The sequence below is a fragment of the Enterobacter cloacae complex sp. IR5402 genome, from assembly GCF_049238125.1.
Classification (GTDB): domain Bacteria; phylum Pseudomonadota; class Gammaproteobacteria; order Enterobacterales; family Enterobacteriaceae; genus Enterobacter; species Enterobacter hormaechei_C.
On sequence record NZ_JBMKHO010000015.1, the window covers coordinates 51,567 to 73,056 of the forward strand.

Genomic DNA, 21,490 nt, shown 5'->3' on the forward strand with positions numbered 1-21,490 from the left:
CGTGAGCATGGATATTACCGATTTTTACCAGACATTTTTTGATGAAGCCGACGAATTGTTGGCCGATATGGAGCAACATTTGCTGGATCTGGTGCCCGAGGCGCCGGACTCAGAACAGCTCAATGCCATCTTCCGTGCGGCGCATTCCATTAAAGGCGGAGCCGGAACGTTTGGATTTACCATTTTGCAGGAAACCACCCATTTAATGGAAAACCTGCTGGATGAAGCACGACGCGGTGAGATGCAGCTCAATACCGACATTATCAACCTGTTTTTGGAAACGAAAGATATTATGCAGGAACAGCTCGACGCCTATAAAAGTTCGGCAGAGCCTGATGCCGCCAGCTTTGAATACATCTGCAACGCGCTGCGTCAGTTAGCGCTGGAAGCCAAAGGTGAGGCGTCTGCGCCCGCTGTCCCTGCGGCAAAACTGAGCGTTGTTGACGCCGTGGCCGAACCCGCTACGGCGCCTGACGCGCCCGCAGGAAAACTGCGCGTGGTGCTGTCACGTCTGAAGGAGAACGAGGTCAACCTGCTGGAAGAGGAGCTGGGGAACCTGGCGACGCTCAGCAACGTGGTGAAGGGCAAAGACAGCCTGGCCGCGACGCTCGACGGCGGGATCGGCCAGGATGACATCGTGGCGGTGCTCTGCTTCGTCATTGAAGCGGATCAGATTGCGTTTGAAACCGAGGCGGCGGCCGTTGAAGCGCCAGCTCCGGCAGATAATACCCCTGCGGTAGTTGCCGCTGCCCCGGCACTGAAAGCCGTGCCAAAAGAGACGGCTGCCCCGGCCCGCGGTGAAAAACCGGCGGCGCGTTCCAGCGAGTCCACGAGCATTCGCGTGGCGGTGGAGAAAGTGGATCAGCTAATCAACCTGGTGGGTGAACTGGTGATCACCCAGTCGATGCTGGCCCAGCGTTCCAACGAGCTGGACCCGGTGACTCACGGCGATCTCATCACCAGCATGGGCCAGTTACAACGTAACGCCCGCGATTTGCAGGAATCGGTGATGTCCATCCGCATGATGCCGATGGAATATGTCTTCAGCCGCTTCCCGCGCCTGGTGCGCGACCTGGCCGGCAAGCTCAACAAACAGATCGAACTCACGCTGATGGGCAGCTCCACCGAGCTGGACAAGAGCCTGATCGAACGCATTATCGACCCGTTAACGCACCTGGTGCGTAACAGCCTCGACCACGGCATCGAGCTGCCGGAAAATCGCGTGGCAGCCGGAAAATCGCCCGTGGGCAACCTGATCCTGTCAGCGGAACATCAGGGCGGCAACATCTGCATCGAAGTGACCGATGACGGCGCGGGCCTGAACCGCGAGCGCATTCTGGCGAAGGCGATCTCGCAGGGAATGGCGGTCAACGAAAACATGACGGACGAAGAAGTGGGCATGCTGATTTTTGCCCCGGGCTTCTCAACCGCAGAGCAGGTCACCGACGTTTCCGGCCGTGGCGTGGGCATGGACGTGGTGAAACGTAACATTCAGGAGATGGGCGGTCACGTTGAGATCCAGTCTAAGCAGGGTGCAGGCACCACGATTCGTATCCTGCTGCCGCTGACGCTGGCCATTCTTGACGGCATGTCCGTTAAAGTGGCGGACGAAGTCTTTATTCTGCCGCTGAACGCGGTGATGGAGTCCCTCCAGCCGCGTGAAGAAGATCTGCATCCGCTGGCGGGCGGGGAGCGCGTGCTCGAAGTACGCGGCGAGTATCTGCCGCTGGTGGAACTGTGGAAAGTGTTCGAAGTGGACGGGGCAAAAACCGAGGCCACGCAGGGTATCGTTGTGATCCTGCAAAGCGCCGGACGCCGCTACGCGCTGCTGGTTGATCAGCTGATTGGTCAGCATCAGGTGGTGGTTAAGAACCTGGAAAGCAACTACCGCAAAGTGCCGGGGATCTCTGCTGCCACCATCCTGGGTGATGGTAGCGTCGCGCTGATCGTCGATGTATCGGCACTTCAGGGATTAAATCGTGAACAACGTGTGGCGAACACAGCCGCCTGATTAAGTAAAAGGTAATAACATGACCGGTATGAGTAACGTAACGAAACTGGCGGGAGAGCCATCGGGGCAGGAATTCCTGGTTTTCACTTTAGGTGATGAAGAGTACGGTATCGACATCCTGAAAGTGCAGGAAATTCGTGGTTACGACCAGGTAACGCGCATTGCGAACACGCCAGCGTTTATCAAGGGTGTGACCAACCTGCGCGGTGTGATTGTGCCTATCGTGGACCTGCGCGTGAAATTCAGCCAGGGCGATGTGGAGTACAACGATAACACGGTGGTGATCGTCCTGAATCTGGGGCAGCGCGTGGTGGGGATCGTGGTGGATGGCGTGTCTGATGTACTGTCGCTGACCGCAGATCAAATCCGTCCTGCGCCGGAGTTTGCGGTCACGCTGTCGACGGAATACCTGACGGGGTTGGGTGCGCTCGGCGAGCGTATGCTAATTCTGGTGAATATTGAGAAGCTGCTGAACAGTGAAGAGATGGCGCTGCTGGATATTGCGGCGAATCATGTAGCATAAAATGAAGCCGGGTAAGCGTCAGCGCCACCCGGCTCTTTTGTATCCTTACGCCTCCTGCTCCACCAGCTCTGCCTCCGCTTCCCGCGCCCCTTCATTCTGCGACAGCATCGCCGTCGCAATCCCGTTCCCCAGCACGTTAATGGCGGACCGTCCCATATCCAGGAAATGATCAATCCCCATCAGCAGCAGGATCCCGGCCACCGGAATGTTAAAGCTCGGAATGGTTGCCGCCAGCACCACCAGCGACGAGCGCGGTACACCCGCAATGCCTTTCGAGGCCAGCATCAGCGTTAACATCAGCACCGTCACCTCGGTGAAACTCAGGTGAATGTTGTACGCCTGGGCGATAAACATTGAGGCGAACGAGCAGTACACCATGGAGCCGACCAGGTTAAACGAGTAGCCGATCGGCAGGACGAAAGAGGCGATATTCCGTGAACAGCCGAAGCGCGCTAACTGCTCCAGCGTTTTCGGGTATGCCGCTTCAGAGCTGCTGGTGGTAAACGCGACCAGCACCGGATCTTTCAGCATCGCCACCAGGCGAAAAATCTCTTTTTTCAGCACCATGTAACCTACCGCCAGCAATACCAGACAGGTCAGAAGGATCGCCACATAGTAACCGCCAATAAACGAGGCATAGTTCAGCAAAATGCCCAGCCCCTGGGTGGCAATGACGGACGAAATTGCGGCAAAAATGGCCAGCGGCGCAACGTACATCACGTAGCCCGTCACCTTCAGCATAATGTGGGAGACCACATCCAGCGCCGCGACCAGCGGGGCGTTGAATTTTTGGCCCAGTGACGCGCCGCCAATGCCGAAGAACATCGAGAAGACCACAATTTGCAGGATCTCATTGTTCGCCATCGCGCCGGCAATGCTGGTTGGAATGGTGTGTGACAGGAAGGCTTTCAGCGACATCCCACTAACGGCCAGGCCGGTATCAACCGTCTCTGTGGGTATGCTCAGGTTCAGACCGCTGCCGGGTTGTTCAAGGGTAACAATAAACAGCCCCACCAGAATGGAAAGCACGGATGAGCTGATAAACCACACCATCGCTTTACCCCCGACGCGCCCAATCGTCGACGTTTCACCCAGCTTCATAATGCCCACCGTCAGGGTGCTGAACACCAGCGGGGCAATCACCATCTTAATCAGCCGCAGGAAAATATCGGTCAGTAGCGTAATGTTCTCCGACCAGGCCTGTATCGCGTCGGACGAAGCATACTCATGGATCGCCGCACCTGAAAGAATACCCGCCAGCATGAAAATCACGATGAAGAGCGTGAGTTTGTTTGCACTTGCCACAAAAAATCCTCTATGCGCTAAAAGAGTTTCCTGCGTCGATGCATACAAAATTTTTATTTAAGCGCAGGAAAATATTCGAGGCATAAATTGAAGTAAAGCTGCGTGAGTTACAACTTGTTTTTAATTTTTATGAAATTCGTTGTTTTTATCATAACGATATATTGTGATGCAGATCACATTACACGCGATATATCCTCAGATTAAGCAAGAATAATGCCCGTTTTATTTTGCTAACTCTTTGTAATGTTTGTTAATAGTCTGTTAATTGGGGGCGGGTGTCTCACCTTCGTTGAAAGTGGTTGAAGCGTGAACCATAAACTAAATTCTCAGTAACCGCGCCGGGGAATGTTTAAGCGGGGCTAACATACTGAACAGTATGAATAAAATATGGCAAGCGGACCATTATTTCTTCTGGAGGGTGGTAAATGAAAAGAAAACTTCTTTTTATCTGCGCGGGTACACTGCTGACGGCGGCGACTGTCGGTCAGGCGCTGGCAGTCACCAGTAGCGGTACTATCGGGGCGACGCTGACGTTGACGAACGGTTGTTTGATCAACGGCTCGCCAACGCAAAACGGCATTAACTTCGGGACACTCGATTTCGGGACCCATCCTGCGACATTCTCCACCCTGACAACCCAGTTAACCGGGGCCAGCGGCGGAAATACCTTTACCATTCAATGTACCACTGCCAGTTACACGGTGGCGATCACCGGCAACACCAACGCGACCGCACCCGGAACCGTTGTCGGCACCCCCGGCACACCCGCCCGATATCTGGTGAACACCGCCAATGCGGCACAGGGCGTGGCATACAGCCTCTATAGCGACAGCGGGTACAACAACGTGATTGCTAACAACGCCGCGTTGCCCGTAGCTTCCACAGCGGGCGGGGTGAACAGCTATACCCTCTACGGGCGCATAACGGGCGGCGGCAATAGCGTAACGGTTGTACCGGGAACCTATACCGACACGATTAACGTCAGCGTCACCTACTGATTCAGCCATGAAGGCATTGTGTTTATGTCTGCGCGAAAGCGCAGAGGGCGTCGTGCACCCTTTTTTGGCCCTGATCGTCGGGCTGATGATGATCTGCGACGCCAGGGCGGTGACATCCCAGTCCTTCAGGGTGAGCGCGACGGTAGTACCAGGATGCTCGGTGAGTACCGGCACGGGCGGGCGCTTTGGGACGCTGGATTTTGGAACCCGCAATGGCGTGGACAACACGCCGGTCAGCACCAGCTTTGTCGCCGACGGCGCGTTGTCCATCGCCTGCACACCGGGTGTGGCGCTAAGTATGAGCATTAACGGCGGTCAGAATTATAGCTCTGTGAGGCGGATGACGCGTTCAGGCGGGACAGAGGTGGTCGGTTACCGGCTCTACAGCAGCAGCTCACTGGCCGCGAACAGTGAAATTGGCGTTAACCAGGCCATACCGATTACCTATACCAACAGCAATAACATCGCGCTGCCTCTTTTTGGCGTCGCGCTCCTGACGGGGTTTAGCCTGCCGGGAACATATTCAGATCAACTCACCGTGACCTTGTCATGGTAGGAAAGGGAGAACATCGATGAAGCCATTTTTCAGGCGATCAGGCCTGGTGGGTCTGTTGGGGGCAACGGCTCTGGCAGCGGGCCAGGCGCAGGCAGCGGCAACCATTCTTTTGTGGCCCATCGATCCGTGGCTTTCGGCAGAGGCCAGAGCAACTGAATTGTGGATCCAGAATCAGGGCAACAGCGCCACGACAATGCAGATACGCATTGTGCGCTGGAAACAGGAGGGCGGATATGAGCGTTACACCGCCCAGCAGGATGTGGTCGCCAGCCCGCCGATCGTGACTATCGCTAAAGGCAGTAAACAGCTTATTCGCCTGATCAAGCAGGGGACGATCCCGTCGGGGGTTGAGCAGGCCTACCGCATTATTGTGGATGAAATTCCCCAGCCGGATGCCAAAGCGGAACCGTCCATGGGCCTCAAACTGCAAATGCGCTATTCGATTCCTTTATTTGTTTATGGGCAGGGTATCCCCACCCTCAACGAAGGGGCACACCACGCGCTGGCGAACACCCAACAGCTGAGCTGGCGGGTCATTCAGGAGGGGGGGAAACCCGCGCTTCAGGTCCGTAATCAGGGGGATGTTCATGTCCGGCTCAGCCAGGTTGCGGTTGAGCAGGGCGGGCAAAAACGCACGGTTGCCGAGGGGCTGCTGGGTTATGTGCTGCCAGGCAGCACCCGAAGCTGGCCGCTTCCGGCAGGGATTTATCAGCCGAACCGGATGAGCGCGCAAATTAATGCCAGGGATACGCAATGGCAATCGACGCCCGTCAACTGAAACCGGCGATGATGATCCTGCTTTGCGTCAGTACCAGCGCCTTTGCCGAAACCGGTGACGACAGTTTACCGCCGCCGCCGGATGCACGGACGATGAACGGCGAAGCAGTATTCCAGCTCGCCCTGGTGCTGAACCACTATGACACGGGTCTGGTGGTGCCGGTGACGCAGCGCGAGGGCGCCTGGTTTATTTCGGGCGCGGATTTGCTCCGCGCCGGGCTGCCGCCCGCGCATGTGCCTGCCGGAGAGGTGAATCTCTCGACGCTTACGTCGGTACGCGCAGAGTACGACAGCACGGCCCAGCGTCTGTTGCTGACGGTCCCCCGGGACTGGGTCGCCGCGCGGATCACGCCGTTCAGCGAACAGAACACGCATAGCAAGCCGCACTATGGCCGCGGCGCGCTGCTCAATTACGACGTTTATACCAACCATTCCGAGCACACGGGCGGCCAGGCGTCGGTCTGGCACGAGTTCCGCTATTTCAATGAGGATTATTCGTTTTCATCGACGGGTTACGCCCGGCAGAATTTCACCGGTAACAGCGGGCAGCAGGAAGGGTACGTGCGCTACGACTCAACGTTTCTGATCACCAACGAGGAAGATGCCACCACCTGGACCGTCGGGGACGTCATCAGCGATGCGCTGAGCTGGAGCACCAGCGTGCGCATGGGCGGGATCAGCTACGGGCGCGACTTCTCCCTGTGTCCTGATCTGGTGACCTGGCCGCTGCCGGCGTTTTCCGGCGAGGCGGCTGTCCCGACCTCGGTCGATCTCTTTATTAATGGCTACCGTTCCGGCTCCACCCGCCTTCAGCCGGGGCCGTTTACCCTCACCAATCTGCCGTATATCAACGGTGCCGGGGATGCGGTGCTGGTTACCACTGATGCGCTGGGTCGTCAGGTGAGTACCACGCTGCCGTTTTATGTCAGCAGCGATCTGCTTAAGCAGGGGTTAAGCGACGGCGCCGTGACGCTGGGCAGCCTGCGGCGTAACTACGGTATTGAGAATTTTGACTATGGCCCGGCGGCGGGCAGCGGATCGTATCGCTACGGGGTGACCGACTGGCTGACGCTGGAGGGGCATGCGGAAGGGGCGGAGTCGCTGGCGCTCGGCGGAGCGGGCACGGTGCTGAAGCTCGGGCGTTTTGGCGTGGTAAATACCTCGTGGACCCAAAGCCGCATGCGCGGCGATAGCGGCGGCCAGATAAACTGGGGCTATCAGTACAACACCAGCGAGTTTAGCGTAGCGACCCAGCATACCCGGCGCGACCGTGGCTTCGGCAACCTCGCCCTGTACGATCAGCCCACCGTTTATGATGAAAATGATAACCCCGTTGCCAGCCTGAGCCGCAATACCGACCAGTATTCCTTAACCTTTAACCTCGGCGGTTACGGCAATATCGGCGCGGCGTGGATCGGGGTTGAAAGTTTTGACAGCAAAAAAACTGAGCTGCTCAACCTCTCCTGGAGCCGTAATTTGTGGGACTCAAGCAGTATTTATCTGGCTGCCAGCCGTGACCAGCAGCGGGGCGACTGGACGGTTGCGCTGTCGTTGCAGGTTCCCCTCGGCGAACGTGACAGCGCGGCCGTCACCTTTGAAAACACTCCTGACGCAGGCAGCACTCAACGCATTAACTACAACCACTCGATGCCTTCAGACGGCGGCTTTAGCTGGAACATGGCCTGGGCCAACCAGTCGCGGTCGAGTAACTATCAGCAGGCCACGCTCGGCTGGCGGAATAACAACGTGGAGCTACAGGGCGGCGGCTACGGTGAGAAGGGCATGATGACCTGGTGGGGCGAGGCGATGGGTTCTGTCGTGCTGATGGACGGTGAGCTATTTGCGGCGAACAAAATCAACGATGCGTTTGTGGTGATCAGCACCGACGGACATCCGGACGTACCCGTCAGCTACGAAAACCAGCCGGTTGGTAAAACCAATAACAAAGGTTATCTGTTGGTCAGCGGCGTTTCCGCCTATTACCCGGCAAGCTACCGCATTGATACCCTGAACTTACCTGCGGATACCCGGCTGAAAGAGACCGAGCGTCGGGTGGCGATTCGTCGGCATAACGGTTATCTGGTGGATTTCCCGATGGAGCAGGAGCGGGTTGCCAGCGTCATTCTGCACGATGCGCAGGGCAATGCGATCCCGGTGGGAAGCCAGGTCAGACGCGCATCCCGCAGCAGCGCGGTTGTCGGCTATGACGGCCTCGCCTGGCTGGAAAACCTCAACGATGTGAATCCGCTTGAGGTCATCACCCCGGAGGGTAAACGGTGTACGGCAACGCTGACCGTTGGCGCAAACCCTGAGCATAAGCTGCAAACCTACGGTCCGCTGACCTGTCGGGAGGCGCCGTGAGACGCCTGTTAATCGCGCTTCTGCTGCTGTGCTCCGGCGGCAGCTGGGCGGCCTGTACCGTCAGTACGGTGAATGCCTCGTTTGGCAGCGTCACCTCGTTCGCACTCAGCGGCACCGGAGAAGTGGAAACGACGGGCACGCTGGTGGTGACCTGCGATACCGTTCTCAACCTGTTAACCAACGACTCGGTGACGCTGAATTACACTTCGGCATCCGTCTTTGCGAATAGCCGGGCGACCATGAAGCGTACGGACAACGCGGCTATTACCGATGTCATTCCTACGCGCCTGTGCGGGGCGTCCGGCTGCGGCGGAAACAGTGAAGTACAAATCAGCAAAGCCTATACCTGGAGTGGAAACACGCTGCTCGGGCTGCTGGGTTCAAGGCGCTACAACATTCCCCTTTATTTCCGGACCGTAATGGGGCAGAACGTCACTGCCGGGCCGTACCAGGTGTTGTTAACGTTCAGCATCAACTACAACGTGTGCGCTGTTGGCGCGGTCGGTGCGTGCCTGACCCCGCAAACCGGCACGGCAACCACCTCCATTCTCGTCAACATGACCGTCACCAACGATTGCAGCACCATGACCACGCCGGACGTGAATTTTAACAGCGCGCCGCTGGTGCAAAATTTTCCCACCGTTTCACAGTCGGTTGCCGTCACCTGTACCAAAGGCAGCACCTACACCATAGGCATTAATAATGGGGCAAATGCCCTGAACAACGTGCGTCGTATGGTCAGCGGCAGCAACTTCATGAGTTACGACATCTACAAAGAGGCGACCAGCAACCGCTGGGGTAGCAGCGGCAGCGAGCGCTGGGCCAGCGCCAGCTCATCGCAGGTCAGTACGGACGGGCTTTTACGTACCTACAACTACACCGCCAAAGTTCTGACCAGCCAGGCCACGCCGCCTGCCGGAACCTACACCGACACGCTGATTGTCGACGTCGCATTCTGACTCCCGCGCTTTTCCCTTTCGCAAATGTAAAGTTCCTGTGGCCTGTGCCGATAACACCGTTAATAAATCTATGAGAAGGTGTTGTATGTTGAACCGTATCCGCGTTGTCACAATGCTTATGATGGTGCTGGTCATTTTCGCACTTCTTCAGCTTACTTCTGGCGGCCTCTTTTTCTCGTCGTTAAAACAGAACCAGGACAGCTTCGCGGCCTCGAACGCTTTGCGAATGCAGCAAAGCGAACTGACCACGACCTGGGATCTGATGTTGCAGACGCGTATCAACCTGAGCCGCTCGTCTGCCCGCATGATGATGGACCCAAATAACCAGCAGAGCAGCGCAAAAACGGAACTGCTGAAGAATGCGCGCGCCACGCTGGCAGACGCGGCGAAACATTACGACGCCTTCAAAAAAATCGCCCCTCAGCCGGCAATGGCGCAGGCGAGCGCGAACATAGATGAAAAATATCAGGCCTACTTCGCCGGCCTCACGGAGCTGGTGCAGTTCCTGGAGAAGGGCAATATGGACGCCTATTTCGCGCAGCCGACCCAGGGAATGCAGAACGCCCTCGGCGCGGCGCTCGGCGAGTACGCTAAAGCCAGCGGCGAGCTTTATCACTCCGCGTTCACGCAAAGCCAGAACGACTACCGTTTCGCTAAATGGCAGATGGCGGTTCTCGCCCTCGCGCTGGTCATCGTACTGGTGGCCGTGTGGTACGGCATTCGTCATATCCTTCTTAACCCGCTTGGCCGCGTCATTGCCCATATCCGTGATATTGGCCGGGGCGATCTCACGAAAACGCTGACTGTTTCTGGGCGCAATGAGATCACCGAGCTGGCAACCAGCGTCGACCATATGCAGCGTTCGCTGATTGATACCGTCGCCAACGTGCGCGAGGGGGCGGATGCCATCTATACCGGCACGAGTGAAATCGCGATGGGCAACAACGATCTTTCGTCCCGTACCGAACAGCAGGCATCCGCTCTGGAAGAGACGGCGGCCAGCATGGAGCAGCTCACCGCGACCGTGAAGCAGAATGCCGACAATGCCCTCCAGGCGTCGCAGCTTGCAGAGAGCGCGTCCGACACCGCCCAGCGCGGCGGTCGGGTGGTCGACGGCGTGGTGAAAACCATGCATGACATTGCCGACAGCTCGAAGAAAATCGCCGACATCATCAGCGTTATCGACGGCATCGCCTTCCAGACCAACATCCTGGCGCTGAACGCGGCCGTTGAAGCGGCGCGTGCGGGCGAGCAGGGGCGCGGGTTTGCCGTAGTCGCCGGCGAAGTGCGTAACCTCGCCAGCCGCAGCGCCAATGCGGCGAAAGAGATCAAAGCTCTGATTGAAGACTCTGTTTCACGCGTGGATACCGGCTCGGTGCTGGTGGAAAGTGCGGGTGAAACCATGAATGACATCGTGAATGCCGTGACGCGCGTGACGGACATCATGGGTGAAATCGCCTCTGCATCGGATGAGCAGAGTCGTGGTATTGACCAGGTCGCCCTGGCGGTATCGGAAATGGATCGTGTGACGCAGCAAAACGCCGCCCTGGTGCAGGAGTCCGCTGCCGCGGCCGCTGCGCTGGAGGACCAGGCGAGCCGCCTGAAAATGGCCGTCTCGGCGTTCCGTCTTACTTCAAAAACAACAAATACGGTCAGCTCGCGGTCGGTGTACGGCGAAGCAGCCCCGGCGCCCGTGACAGCACGTACGCGCGCAGCGGTGACCGGACAAGATGAAAACTGGGAAACATTTTGACTGACAATTAAACCGCGGCTGCTTGCCGCTTGATGGGAGCGTGGATGTTAAATCGTATTCGTATCTCGACCACACTGTTTTTGATTCTGATCCTGTGTGGGGTTTTGCAGGTTGGCAGTAACGGGTTGTCTTTCTGGGCGTTTCGCGATGGCTATCAGAATTTGCAGGAAGTTGAGACGAGTAATCAGCAGCGCTCCGCACTGGCACAAACGCGTGCCGTGCTGTTGCAGGCAAGCACTGCGCTGAACAAAGCAGGGACGTTAACCGCGCTGAGCTATCCGCCGGAGGATATTAAGGCGCTGATGGTTGTGGCCCGCAGCAGCCTGAAGCAGGCCGACGCGCAGTTTAAGGCTTTTATGGCGCAGGAGGCGGTCAGTGAGAAAGAGAAAGCGCTCAAAGTCGCCATGAAAAAGACCTTTGATGTGTGGTACGGCGATCTCGACCATCAGGCGACGTGGCTGGAGAACAACCAACTTTCTGACTTCCTGACCGCGCCGGTGCAGGCGTCTCAGGCGGCGTTTGACGACAGCTTTAACGCATGGCAGCAGGATATTAACCAGTTTGTGGCGCGTGCCGGTGCGGACAGCCGTACCAGTTACCGCATGTCAGGGGTGATATTCCTGACTATGGTAATCCTGGCGGCCCTGCTGACCGGCGGCTCGCTGTGGTGGTCGCGCAAAATGATCGTCCAGCCGCTGGCCATCGTCAGCAGTCACTTCGACAGTATTGCGAAGGGCGACCTGGCGCGTCCGGTGGCCGTGTATGGCAGGAATGAAATATCAGCGATTTTCGCCAGCCTGAAGGCGATGCAGAGTTCGCTGCGGGAAACGGTAAGCAACGTTCGCCAGGGCAGTTACGCCATGCATACCGGGATCTCCGAGATTGCGGCAGGCAATAACGACCTCTCTTCCCGCACTGAACAGCAGGCGGCATCGCTGGCGCAGACGGCGGCCAGCATGGAGCAGCTGACCGCGACGGTAAGCCAGAACGCCGATAACGCGCGTCAGGCGTCCGACTTGTCAAAACAGGCAGCGATGACGGCGAAACGTGGGGGCGATCAGGCTTCTCACGTTGCCAGCACGATGCAGGAGATTGCCGCCAGCTCGCAGAAAATTGGCGACATTATCAGCGTTATCGACGGTATCGCGTTCCAGACCAATATTCTGGCGCTGAACGCGGCGGTGGAAGCGGCGCGTGCCGGCGAGCAGGGGCGCGGGTTCGCGGTGGTTGCCGGTGAAGTCCGAAACCTCGCCAGCCGCAGCGCCAATGCGGCGAAAGAGATCAAAGGGCTGATAGAAGAGTCGGTCTCCCGGGTTCAGCAGGGCTCCGCGCTGGTGGATACCGCCGCGCAGACCATGCACGAGATAGTCACCTCCGTGACGCGGGTTAACGACATTATGGGCGAGATTGCCTCGGCGTCTGATGAACAACGCCGTGGTATTGAGCAGGTGGCGCAGGCCGTTACACAGATGGATCAGGTTACACAGCAGAACGCCTCACTGGTGGAAGAGGCGGCGGCTGCGACCGATCAGCTGGCAAACCAGGCGGATCACCTTACCGGGTTAGTCGCCGTATTTAATGTGAAAGAGCACGTTGAAGCAGTAACAGAAGTCGGACGGTCACAGGCCGTGCCCGTTGTATCCTGAATGTGATTGAGAAGGCGCTATGACATCACCCATGCCCTCAGGGCAAACGTCATTATTGTTGCAGATGACACAGCGCCTCGCGCTGTCCGACGCGCATTTTCGTCGGATATGTCAGTTAATCTACCAGCGTGCGGGGATCGTGCTTGCGGACCATAAGCGAGACATGGTCTACAACCGGCTGGTGCGGCGCTTGCGCACGCTGGGGCTGGACGATTTTGGCCGCTATCTGAGCATGCTCGAAGCGAACCAGAACAGCGCCGAATGGCAGGCATTTATCAACTCATTAACCACCAACCTGACCGCGTTTTTCCGCGAGGCGCATCACTTCCCGGTGCTGGCGGAACACGCCCGCCGCCGTGGCGGAGAGTATCGCGTCTGGAGCGCGGCGGCCTCTACCGGGGAAGAGCCGTACTCGCTGGCCATCACCCTGGCGGACACCCTGGGCATGGCGCCGGGTCGCTGGAAAGTGTACGCCAGCGACATCGACACGGAAGTGCTGGAAAAAGCCCGTAACGGCGTTTATCGCCAGGATGAGCTGAAAACGCTGTCTCCCCAGCAGCTACAGCGTTACTTCATGCGCGGTACCGGCCCGCATGAAGGACTGGTGCGCGTACGCCAGGAGCTGGCGAACTGCGTGGAATTTGCCCCCGTTAATTTACTGGATAAGCAGTACAACGTGCCGGGGCCATTCGACGCCATTTTTTGTCGTAACGTGATGATCTATTTTGATAAAACGACGCAGCAGGACATTTTGCGTCGCTTTGTTCCGTTGCTCAAGCCTGACGGTTTACTGTTTGCCGGGCACTCGGAAAACTTCAGCAACCTCGTGCGTGAGTTTAGCCTGCGTGGGCAAACGGTATATGCGCTGAGTAAGGAAAAAGCATGAGTAAAATCAGGGTATTGTCTGTCGATGATTCGGCGCTGATGCGTCAGATCATGACCGAAATCATCAATAGCCACAGCGATATGGAGATGGTGGCGACAGCGCCCGATCCGCTGGTCGCGCGGGATTTAATCAAAAAATATAACCCCGACGTGCTGACGCTGGATGTTGAAATGCCGCGCATGGATGGCATCGATTTCCTGGAAAAATTAATGCGCCTGCGCCCGATGCCGGTGGTGATGGTGTCATCTCTGACCGGTAAGGGTTCAGAAATCACCCTGCGCGCGCTGGAGCTGGGGGCGGTGGATTTTGTCACCAAGCCGCAGCTCGGCATTCGCGAGGGGATGCTGGCGTACAGCGAGATGATCGCCGAGAAGATCCGCACCGCGTCCCGGGCGAAGCTTGCCGCGCATAAACCGACGGCAGCCCCGGCAACCCTGAAGGCGGGGCCGTTACTCAGCTCGGAAAAGTTGCTGGTGATTGGCGCGTCAACCGGAGGAACAGAGGCAATTCGCCATGTACTCCAGCCATTGCCGCTCTCAAGCCCGGGTATTCTGATTACGCAACATATGCCGCCGGGCTTTACCCGCTCGTTCGCGGAGCGCCTGAATAAGCTGTGCCAGATCAGCGTGAAAGAGGCGGAAGACGGCGAGCGCGTGCTGCCGGGTCACGCCTATATCGCCCCGGGTGACAAGCACATGGAGCTGGCGCGCAGCGGGGCGAACTATCAAGTCAAAATTCATGACGGGCCGCCGGTTAACCGGCACCGTCCGTCGGTGGATGTGCTGTTTCATTCGGTGGCGAAACATGCGGGGCGCAACGCCGTTGGGGTGATCCTGACGGGGATGGGTAACGACGGCGCCGCCGGAATGCTTGCGATGCACCAGGCTGGCGCCTGGACGATTGCGCAGAATGAAGCAAGTTGTGTGGTGTTCGGCATGCCGCGCGAGGCCATCAATATGGGTGGCGTAAGCGAAGTGGTCGATCTTAGCCAGGTAAGCCAGCAGATGCTGGCGAAAATCAGTGCCGGACAGGCAATACGTATTTGACTCAGGAGTATTATTTTATGGCGGATAAAGAGCTTAAGTTTTTGGTTGTGGATGACTTTTCCACCATGCGTCGCATTGTGCGCAACCTGCTGAAAGAGCTGGGCTTCAACAATGTTGAAGAAGCAGAAGACGGGGTGGATGCGCTGAACAAGCTCCAGGCTGGCGGGTTTGGTTTTGTGATTTCCGACTGGAACATGCCGAACATGGACGGTCTCGAACTGCTGAAAACCATCCGCGCGGATGCAGGCATGGCCTCTCTGCCGGTGCTGATGGTGACCGCAGAAGCGAAGAAAGAGAACATTATTGCCGCTGCACAGGCGGGCGCAAGCGGCTACGTGGTGAAGCCATTCACCGCGGCGACTCTGGAAGAGAAGCTCGGGAAGATCTTCGAGAAACTCGGCATGTGAGGTGATGGATATGTTGCAACCTGCTATGAAACCCGTTGAAGAACATTCGCCGAGCGACATTATTGCCCGCATTGGTAGCCTGACCCGCATGCTGCGCGACAGCCTGCGTGAGCTGGGGCTGGACCAGGCGATCGCCGAAGCGGCGGAAGCCATCCCTGACGCGCGCGACCGTCTGGACTACGTCGTGCAGATGACCGCGCAGGCGGCCGAGCGTGCACTGAACAGCGTTGAAGCCTCGCAGCCGCACCAGGATGCCATGGAGAAGGGTGCGAAAGCGCTGAGCAAACGCTGGGATGAGTGGTTTGAGAACCCTATTGAGCTGGCGGATGCCCGCGAACTGGTAACGGATACCCGTCAGTACCTGGGTGACGTGCCGGGCCACACCAGCTTCACTAACGCCCAGCTGCTGGACATCATGATGGCGCAGGATTTCCAGGACCTTACCGGCCAGGTGATCAAGCGCATGATGGATGTGATTCAGGAGATTGAACGTCAGCTGCTGATGGTGCTGCTGGAGAACATTCCGGAACCGGCTGCCCGTCCGAAACGCGAGAACGAAAGCCTGCTCAATGGTCCACAGCTTGACACCAGCAAAGCGGGCGTGGTGGCAAGCCAGGATCAGGTGGACGATCTGCTGGATAGCCTTGGTTTCTGATTGCCCGTTCTGCCTCAGGTCGTTAACGCGGCCTGAGGCAGCTCAGAACAAAAACAGCGAAAAGAGCCCGAATAAACGGGCTTTTCCCGCCATTGGATTTTCTCTGCGCTGGCATGATACCCGTGAATTAATGGGCTGCGAGCAGGCACAGTGGCAGAAGAGAACGACGACAAAACAGAAGCCCCCACACCCCACCGACTTGAAAAAGCCCGTGAGGATGGGCAGATCCCCCGATCCCGAGAGCTGACATCCCTGCTGATCCTGGTGGTGGGCGTCTGCATAATCTGGTGGGGCGGGGAGATGCTCGCCCGCAGACTGGCGGGAATGCTCTCTGCTGGCTTACGTTTTGATCACAGCATGGTCAATGACCCCAATCTGATCCTCATTCAAATCATCAACCTTGTGAAAAGCGCGATGATCGCCTTGCTGCCGCTGATCGCGGGCGTGGTCATCGTGGCCCTTGTTTCGCCGGTCATGCTCGGTGGCCTGGTGTTCAGCGGTAAATCGCTGCAACCGAAATTCTCCAAGCTCAACCCGCTACCCGGTATTGCGAAAATGTTCTCCGCGCAAACCGGGGCTGAGCTTCTTAAAGCGATCCTGAAATCGCTTCTTATGGGCAGTACAGCCGGGTTTTTTCTGTGGCACCACTGGCCGGAGATGATGCGCCTGATCAGCGAGTCCCCGATGACGGCGATGAAAAATGCCCTGAACCTGGTCGGGTTATGCTCGCTGCTGGTGGTACTCAGCATTATTCCGATGGTGGCGTTCGACGTTATCTTCCAGATCTATTCCCATATCAAAAAGCTGCGAATGTCGCGTCAGGACATCCGCGATGAATATAAACAGATGGAAGGCGACCCCCACGTTAAGGGCCGTATCCGGCAGATGCAGCGTGCCGCCGCGCGTCGGCGCATGATGGAAGATGTGCCGAAAGCCGACGTCATCGTCACCAACCCGACCCACTACTCCGTGGCGCTTCAGTACGACGAAAACAAAATGAGCGCGCCGAAAGTGGTGGCGAAAGGGGCCGGACTGATTGCGCTGCGCATTCGTGAAATCGCGACGGAAAACCGCGTACCGATCCTGGAAGCACCGCCGCTGGCCCGTGCGCTGTATCGCCACGCGGAAATTGGACAACAGATCCCGGGCCAGCTCTACGCCGCTGTCGCAGAGGTGCTGGCCTGGGTGTGGCAACTGAAACGCTGGCGTTTAGCGGGCGGTCAACGACCTGTAAAACCTGAGAACCTTCCGGTGCCTGAAGCACTGGATTTTTTGAACGAGAAGGACACTGATGGCTAATCTGGTGGCAATGTTGCGCCTGCCCGGCAACCTGAAATCGACGCAATGGCAGATCCTTGCCGGACCGATTCTGATCCTGCTAATTCTGTCGATGATGGTGCTGCCGTTACCGGCATTTATTCTCGACCTGCTTTTCACCTTCAACATTGCGTTGTCCATCATGGTGTTGCTGGTGGCGATGTTCACCCAGCGCACGCTGGAGTTCGCCGCGTTTCCAACGATCCTGCTGTTCACCACGCTGCTGCGTCTGGCGCTGAACGTTGCCTCCACGCGTATCATCCTGATGGAAGGGCACACCGGCGCGGCGGCGGCGGGCAAGGTGGTCGAAGCCTTCGGTCACTTCCTGGTGGGCGGCAACTTCGCCATCGGTATCGTGGTGTTCGTCATTCTGGTGATTATCAACTTCATGGTTATCACTAAAGGTGCGGGGCGTATCGCAGAAGTAGGCGCGCGCTTCGTGCTCGACGGGATGCCGGGTAAGCAGATGGCCATCGACGCCGACCTGAATGCCGGGCTGATCGCGGAAGATGAAGCAAAAAAACGCCGTGCCGAAGTGACCCAGGAGGCAGATTTCTACGGCTCCATGGACGGTGCGAGTAAGTTTGTGCGCGGTGACGCCATCGCGGGCATTCTGATCATGGTGATTAACGTCGTCGGCGGCCTGCTTGTCGGCGTGCTGCAACACGGCATGGACATGGGCCACGCAGCGGAAAGCTATACGCTGCTGACCATTGGTGATGGTCTGGTGGCGCAGATCCCGGCGCTGGTGATCTCCACCGCGGCGGGTGTGATTGTGACCCGCGTCAGCACCGATCAGGATGTAGGCGAGCAGATGGTGGGGCAGTTGTTCAGCAACCCGCGCGTTATGCTGCTCTCCGCGGCGGTACTGGGCCTGCTCGGTATGGTGCCTGGCATGCCAAACCTGGTATTCCTGCTGTTTACTGCCGCGCTGCTGGGCCTTGCCTGGTGGATGCGTGGCCGTGAAACGCAGCCTAAGGCAGAGCCAGCGCCGGTCAAAATGCCTGAGAACACCCAGGCGGTGGAGGCCACCTGGAACGACGTTCAGCTCGAAGATTCGCTGGGGATGGAAGTGGGGTACCGCCTGATCCCGATGGTGGATTTCCAGCAGGATGGTGAACTGCTTGGCCGTATCCGCAGCATTCGTAAAAAATTCGCCCAGGATATGGGCTTCCTGCCGCCGGTGGTCCACATCCGGGACAACATGGATCTCCCGCCCGCGCGCTATCGCATCCTGATGAAAGGGGTAGAAATCGGCAGCGGTGATGCGTACCCCGGCCGCTGGCTGGCAATTAACCCGGGCACGGCCGCAGGCACGTTGCCGGGTGAGCAGACGACCGACCCGGCCTTTGGTCTGGCGGCAATCTGGATTGAGAGCGCTCTGAAAGAGCAGGCGCAGATCCAGGGTTACACGGTTGTTGAGGCCAGTACCGTGGTGGCGACGCACCTCAACCATCTGATTGGCCAGTTCTCTGCGGAACTGTTTGGTCGTCAGGAGGCGCAGCAGCTGCTCGACCGCGTAACGCAGGAGATGCCGAAGCTGACCGAAGATTTAGTGCCGGGCGTGCTGACCTTAACCACCCTGCATAAAGTGCTGCAAAACCTGCTCGACGAGAAGGTGCCCATTCGCGATATGCGTACCATCCTTGAGACGCTGGCCGAACATGCGCCGCTGCAAAGCGATCCGCACGAACTGACGGCGGTGGTACGAGTGGCGCTCGGACGCGCCATTACCCAGCAATGGTTCCCGGGAACCGGCGAAGTGCAGGTCATTGGCCTGGATACACCGCTGGAACGGCTGCTGCTTCAGGCGTTGCAGGGCGGTGGCGGGCTGGAGCCGGGTCTGGCGGACAGATTACTGGCGCAAACCCAGGAGGCGCTGGCGCGTCAGGAGATGCTGGGCGCGCCGCCGGTGCTGCTGGTGAATCATGCGCTGCGTCCGCTGCTGTCGCGCTTCCTGCGCCGGAGCCTGAACCAGCTGGTGGTGCTGTCGAATATGGAGCTGTCCGATAACCGCAATATTCGCATGACGGCGACCATAGGAGGGAAATAATGCGGAAGTGGCTGTGGATCTTACTTTTCCCGCTGGCGGCGCAGGCCGCAGGCGAGGGGGCATGGCAGGCCAGCAGTATAGGCTTAACGCTCAACCATCGCGGGGAGTCGATCTCCTCCCGTCCGTTGTCCGCCTCTGAGCCCGTGTCCGGGCAGATGACGCTGGTGGCCTGGAATTACACCCTGACGGGACCCACACCAGCCGGGTTGCGGGTGCGGCTGTGCTCGCTGACCCGCTGCGCGGAAATCGAGGGACAAAGTGGCACCACCCAGGCCTTCAACGGGGTGTCTGCTCAGGAGCCTTTACGCTTTATCTGGGAAGTGCCAGGCGGTGGACGTCTGATCCCGGCGCTGAAAGTTCAGCGCAACGAGGTGCTCGTCAACTACCGCTAACTGCCTGCCTTTTCACCAGTCTTCAGGCATTTCTGAAGGCTGGCTCGCAAAATTGACCTTCCCTTTTGATACAAAAGAAACGCTGTTTTATAAATCAGTGACACGCGTATTGACACTCTTTGCATTTTTGCCATTCACCCCTTTGTGATGGCAGAAACAGAAAGGTATCAACAGGTCGATACTTTTACTGTAGCCGTGTAAAAACTCCCGGACGAGGTTTGCTTACAGGGAGTCTCCCAAAACTGATTAGGGTTGACGGCAATGAAAACACGTAAAATTGGACTCGCAAATTATCTTGCTTACGGGTCAGGGGACTTCCTCGGGGCGGGAACCACCGCCCTGACGGCCGCCTGGCTTTTGTATTTTTATACCACCTTCTGTGGACTCACACCGATTGAAGCAACCTTTATCTTCGCCGCCGCAAGGGTGCTGGATGCGGTTGTCAGCCCGTTAATGGGCTTTTTAACCGATAACTTTGGCACCACCTGGCTGGGCAAGCGTTTTGGCCGTCGTAAGTTCTTCATCATGCTCGGTATTCCCTGCGTTTTCAGCTACTCGCTGATGTGGGTAGGGGACATGAGTTTCTGGTACTACCTGCTGACCTATCTGATCTTTGATATCGTCTACACCATGATCCTGGTGCCATACGAAACGCTGGTGCCGGAGATGACGGACGATTTCAAACAGAAAACCAAATTCTCCGGGGCGCGTATCTCTATGGCGCAGATGTCCGCTATTCTGGCTTCCTTCCTCCCGGGGATCCTGCTCACGCATTTCGGCAAAGACAACGCGATCTCCTTCTTCTATGCAAGCCTGGTCTTCTCCGTACTCTGCGCGCTGATGCTTACGTTCGTCTGGTTCTTTACCTGGGAGCGCCCGCGGGAAGAGTGGTCTGAAGCGGCCCTGCGTGCCGAAGAAGAGAAGAAAAAGCTGACCCTGGGCCAGAGCCTGAATCGCCTTTTTGTTGAATTAAGTTCGACGCTGCGTATCAAGATTTTCCGCCAGCATCTGGGGATGTACCTTGGCGGCTACATCGCACAGGACGTCTTTAATGCCGTGTTTACCTATTACGTGGTATTTGTGCTGATGCAGGAGGCGTCAATGGCTTCCAACCTGCTGGGCACGATGGCCATCTTCCAGTTCCTCGCCGTGATCGGCATGATCCCGCTGTGCATTCGCTTCGGGCCTGCGCCGTCTTACCGCATGGTGGTCGTGCTGTTTGGTCTGGCTTCGCTCTCTTACGCGGTACTTTATTACGCGGGCCTGAGCGACGTTTACGCTCTGCTGCTGCTGATCTCTGCGGTTGCCGGTCTTGGTCGCGGGGGGATCAACTACGTACCGTGGAATACCTACACCTACATTGCGGACGTGGACGAAGTGATCACCGGCCAGCGTCGCGAAGGGATCTTCGCGGGCATCATGACGCTGACCCGTAAAGCGTCTCAGGCCGGTGCGGTAATGCTGGTGGGGATCGTGATGCAGATGTCTGGCTTTGTCAGCGGGCAAAAAGTGCAGCCTGCGGAAGTGAGCCACACTATCCTGATGATCCTGAGCGTCGGCACCATTCTGGTACTGTTCTGCGGCTTCCTGGTCTCCCTGCGCTTCAAACTCAATTTGCAGACCCACAGCACCCTGCGTGAAGAGACCGCGAAAATGCGCGAGTCCGGCCATGCGATGCCAGAGGCGGTGACCCCGCAGGCCCGCGCCACCGTGGAGATGCTGGCCGGTATGCCGTATGAATCCCTGTGGGGCAACAACAATATCGGTTATCTGAATCGCAATAAGCCGGCGGCCCCTTCGCTGAAGGATCGCGCGGTACTGAATTCGACATACAACAGAGGTTAA

The 21,490-nt window shown here is 57.7% G+C and carries 18 protein-coding genes; 17 read left to right on the forward strand and 1 reads right to left on the reverse strand.

What is annotated here, in order from left to right; genetic code table 11:
* Position 1: 1 nt before the first annotated feature.
* Positions 2–2,011, forward strand: a complete 2,010-nt coding sequence (gene cheA / locus ACOTXL_RS19780) for a chemotaxis protein CheA (protein ID WP_045329901.1) — start codon at positions 2–4, stop codon at positions 2,009–2,011.
* Positions 2,012–2,030: 19 nt separating this feature from the next.
* A complete protein-coding gene (gene cheW, locus ACOTXL_RS19785) occupies positions 2,031–2,534 on the forward strand; it encodes a chemotaxis protein CheW (RefSeq protein WP_003859699.1) in 504 nt (167 codons plus the stop codon).
* A 45-nt stretch (positions 2,535–2,579) separates the two neighbouring features.
* Here the strand turns inward: cheW and ACOTXL_RS19790 are convergent, their stop codons facing one another.
* Positions 2,580–3,839: a dicarboxylate/amino acid:cation symporter gene (locus ACOTXL_RS19790; protein WP_003859700.1), complete on the reverse strand. Its 1,260-nt coding sequence runs from the start codon at positions 3,837–3,839 to the stop codon at positions 2,580–2,582.
* A 425-nt stretch (positions 3,840–4,264) separates the two neighbouring features.
* Between ACOTXL_RS19790 and ACOTXL_RS19795 the strand changes: the two genes are divergently transcribed.
* From ACOTXL_RS19795 to ACOTXL_RS19865, 15 genes are all read left to right on the forward strand, one after another.
* Positions 4,265–4,837: a Csu type fimbrial protein gene (locus ACOTXL_RS19795; RefSeq protein WP_003859701.1), complete on the forward strand. Its 573-nt coding sequence runs from the start codon at positions 4,265–4,267 to the stop codon at positions 4,835–4,837.
* A gap of 7 nt (positions 4,838–4,844) precedes the next feature.
* Positions 4,845–5,393: a Csu type fimbrial protein gene (locus tag ACOTXL_RS19800; RefSeq protein WP_032609535.1), complete on the forward strand. Its 549-nt coding sequence runs from the start codon at positions 4,845–4,847 to the stop codon at positions 5,391–5,393.
* A gap of 16 nt (positions 5,394–5,409) precedes the next feature.
* On the forward strand, positions 5,410–6,171 hold the full coding sequence (locus ACOTXL_RS19805; RefSeq protein ID WP_045329898.1) for a fimbrial biogenesis chaperone: 762 nt from the start codon (positions 5,410–5,412) through the stop codon (positions 6,169–6,171).
* Positions 6,147–8,531, forward strand: a complete 2,385-nt coding sequence (locus ACOTXL_RS19810) for a fimbria/pilus outer membrane usher protein (protein WP_045350824.1) — start codon at positions 6,147–6,149, stop codon at positions 8,529–8,531. Before ACOTXL_RS19805 ends, ACOTXL_RS19810 begins: the two co-directional genes overlap by 25 nt.
* Complete coding sequence (locus tag ACOTXL_RS19815) at positions 8,528–9,490, forward strand: Csu type fimbrial protein (RefSeq protein WP_023324887.1); 963 nt, start codon at positions 8,528–8,530, stop codon at positions 9,488–9,490. The genes ACOTXL_RS19810 and ACOTXL_RS19815 overlap by 4 nt, the downstream gene beginning before the upstream one ends.
* Before the next feature lie 85 nt (positions 9,491–9,575).
* Positions 9,576–11,243, forward strand: a complete 1,668-nt coding sequence (gene tar, locus ACOTXL_RS19820; protein ID WP_045350825.1) for a methyl-accepting chemotaxis protein II — start codon at positions 9,576–9,578, stop codon at positions 11,241–11,243.
* A gap of 44 nt (positions 11,244–11,287) precedes the next feature.
* A complete protein-coding gene (tap, locus tag ACOTXL_RS19825; RefSeq protein WP_045350826.1) occupies positions 11,288–12,889 on the forward strand; it encodes a methyl-accepting chemotaxis protein IV in 1,602 nt (533 codons plus the stop codon).
* Positions 12,890–12,908: 19 nt separating this feature from the next.
* The gene (cheR, locus tag ACOTXL_RS19830) at positions 12,909–13,775 is read left to right on the forward strand and encodes a protein-glutamate O-methyltransferase CheR (protein WP_003859714.1); all 867 of its coding nucleotides are present in this window, start codon (positions 12,909–12,911) and stop codon (positions 13,773–13,775) included.
* Positions 13,772–14,821, forward strand: a complete 1,050-nt coding sequence (locus ACOTXL_RS19835; protein ID WP_023324884.1) for a protein-glutamate methylesterase/protein-glutamine glutaminase — start codon at positions 13,772–13,774, stop codon at positions 14,819–14,821. The genes cheR and ACOTXL_RS19835 overlap by 4 nt, the downstream gene beginning before the upstream one ends.
* A 17-nt stretch (positions 14,822–14,838) precedes the next feature.
* Positions 14,839–15,228 (forward strand): chemotaxis response regulator CheY, encoded by a 390-nt coding sequence (gene cheY, locus ACOTXL_RS19840; RefSeq protein ID WP_000763862.1) that lies wholly within the window; start codon positions 14,839–14,841, stop codon positions 15,226–15,228.
* Positions 15,229–15,238: 10 nt separating this feature from the next.
* Positions 15,239–15,883, forward strand: a complete 645-nt coding sequence (gene cheZ / locus ACOTXL_RS19845) for a protein phosphatase CheZ (protein ID WP_003859718.1) — start codon at positions 15,239–15,241, stop codon at positions 15,881–15,883.
* A 150-nt stretch (positions 15,884–16,033) separates the two neighbouring features.
* Entirely contained in the window at positions 16,034–17,182 is a 1,149-nt protein-coding gene (gene flhB / locus ACOTXL_RS19850; protein WP_003859720.1) for a flagellar biosynthesis protein FlhB, read from the forward strand.
* Complete coding sequence (gene flhA, locus ACOTXL_RS19855; protein ID WP_003859723.1) at positions 17,175–19,253, forward strand: flagellar biosynthesis protein FlhA; 2,079 nt, start codon at positions 17,175–17,177, stop codon at positions 19,251–19,253. The genes flhB and flhA overlap by 8 nt, the downstream gene beginning before the upstream one ends.
* On the forward strand, positions 19,253–19,645 hold the full coding sequence (gene flhE, locus ACOTXL_RS19860; RefSeq protein ID WP_003859725.1) for a flagellar protein FlhE: 393 nt from the start codon (positions 19,253–19,255) through the stop codon (positions 19,643–19,645). Before flhA ends, flhE begins: the two co-directional genes overlap by 1 nt.
* A gap of 261 nt (positions 19,646–19,906) precedes the next feature.
* Positions 19,907–21,490, forward strand: coding sequence for an MFS transporter (locus ACOTXL_RS19865; protein ID WP_023324881.1), 1,584 nt, complete (start codon positions 19,907–19,909; stop codon positions 21,488–21,490).

Bases quoted from the DNA above. Each gene is read 5' to 3' on its own strand.
- cheW (WP_003859699.1), top strand. From the start codon at position 2,031: ATGACCGGTATGAGTAACGTAACGAAACTGGCGGGAGAGCCATCGGGG.
- ACOTXL_RS19795 (WP_003859701.1), top strand. From the start codon at position 4,265: ATGAAAAGAAAACTTCTTTTTATCTGCGCGGGTACACTGCTGACGGCG.
- ACOTXL_RS19800 (WP_032609535.1), top strand. From the start codon at position 4,845: ATGAAGGCATTGTGTTTATGTCTGCGCGAAAGCGCAGAGGGCGTCGTG.
- ACOTXL_RS19805 (WP_045329898.1), top strand. From the start codon at position 5,410: ATGAAGCCATTTTTCAGGCGATCAGGCCTGGTGGGTCTGTTGGGGGCA.
- ACOTXL_RS19810 (WP_045350824.1), top strand. From the start codon at position 6,147: ATGGCAATCGACGCCCGTCAACTGAAACCGGCGATGATGATCCTGCTT.
- tar (WP_045350825.1), top strand. From the start codon at position 9,576: ATGTTGAACCGTATCCGCGTTGTCACAATGCTTATGATGGTGCTGGTC.
- tap (WP_045350826.1), top strand. From the start codon at position 11,288: ATGTTAAATCGTATTCGTATCTCGACCACACTGTTTTTGATTCTGATC.
- cheR (WP_003859714.1), top strand. From the start codon at position 12,909: ATGACATCACCCATGCCCTCAGGGCAAACGTCATTATTGTTGCAGATG.
- ACOTXL_RS19835 (WP_023324884.1), top strand. From the start codon at position 13,772: ATGAGTAAAATCAGGGTATTGTCTGTCGATGATTCGGCGCTGATGCGT.
- cheY (WP_000763862.1), top strand. From the start codon at position 14,839: ATGGCGGATAAAGAGCTTAAGTTTTTGGTTGTGGATGACTTTTCCACC.
- cheZ (WP_003859718.1), top strand. From the start codon at position 15,239: ATGTTGCAACCTGCTATGAAACCCGTTGAAGAACATTCGCCGAGCGAC.
- flhA (WP_003859723.1), top strand. From the start codon at position 17,175: ATGGCTAATCTGGTGGCAATGTTGCGCCTGCCCGGCAACCTGAAATCG.
- flhE (WP_003859725.1), top strand. From the start codon at position 19,253: ATGCGGAAGTGGCTGTGGATCTTACTTTTCCCGCTGGCGGCGCAGGCC.
- ACOTXL_RS19865 (WP_023324881.1), top strand. From the start codon at position 19,907: ATGAAAACACGTAAAATTGGACTCGCAAATTATCTTGCTTACGGGTCA.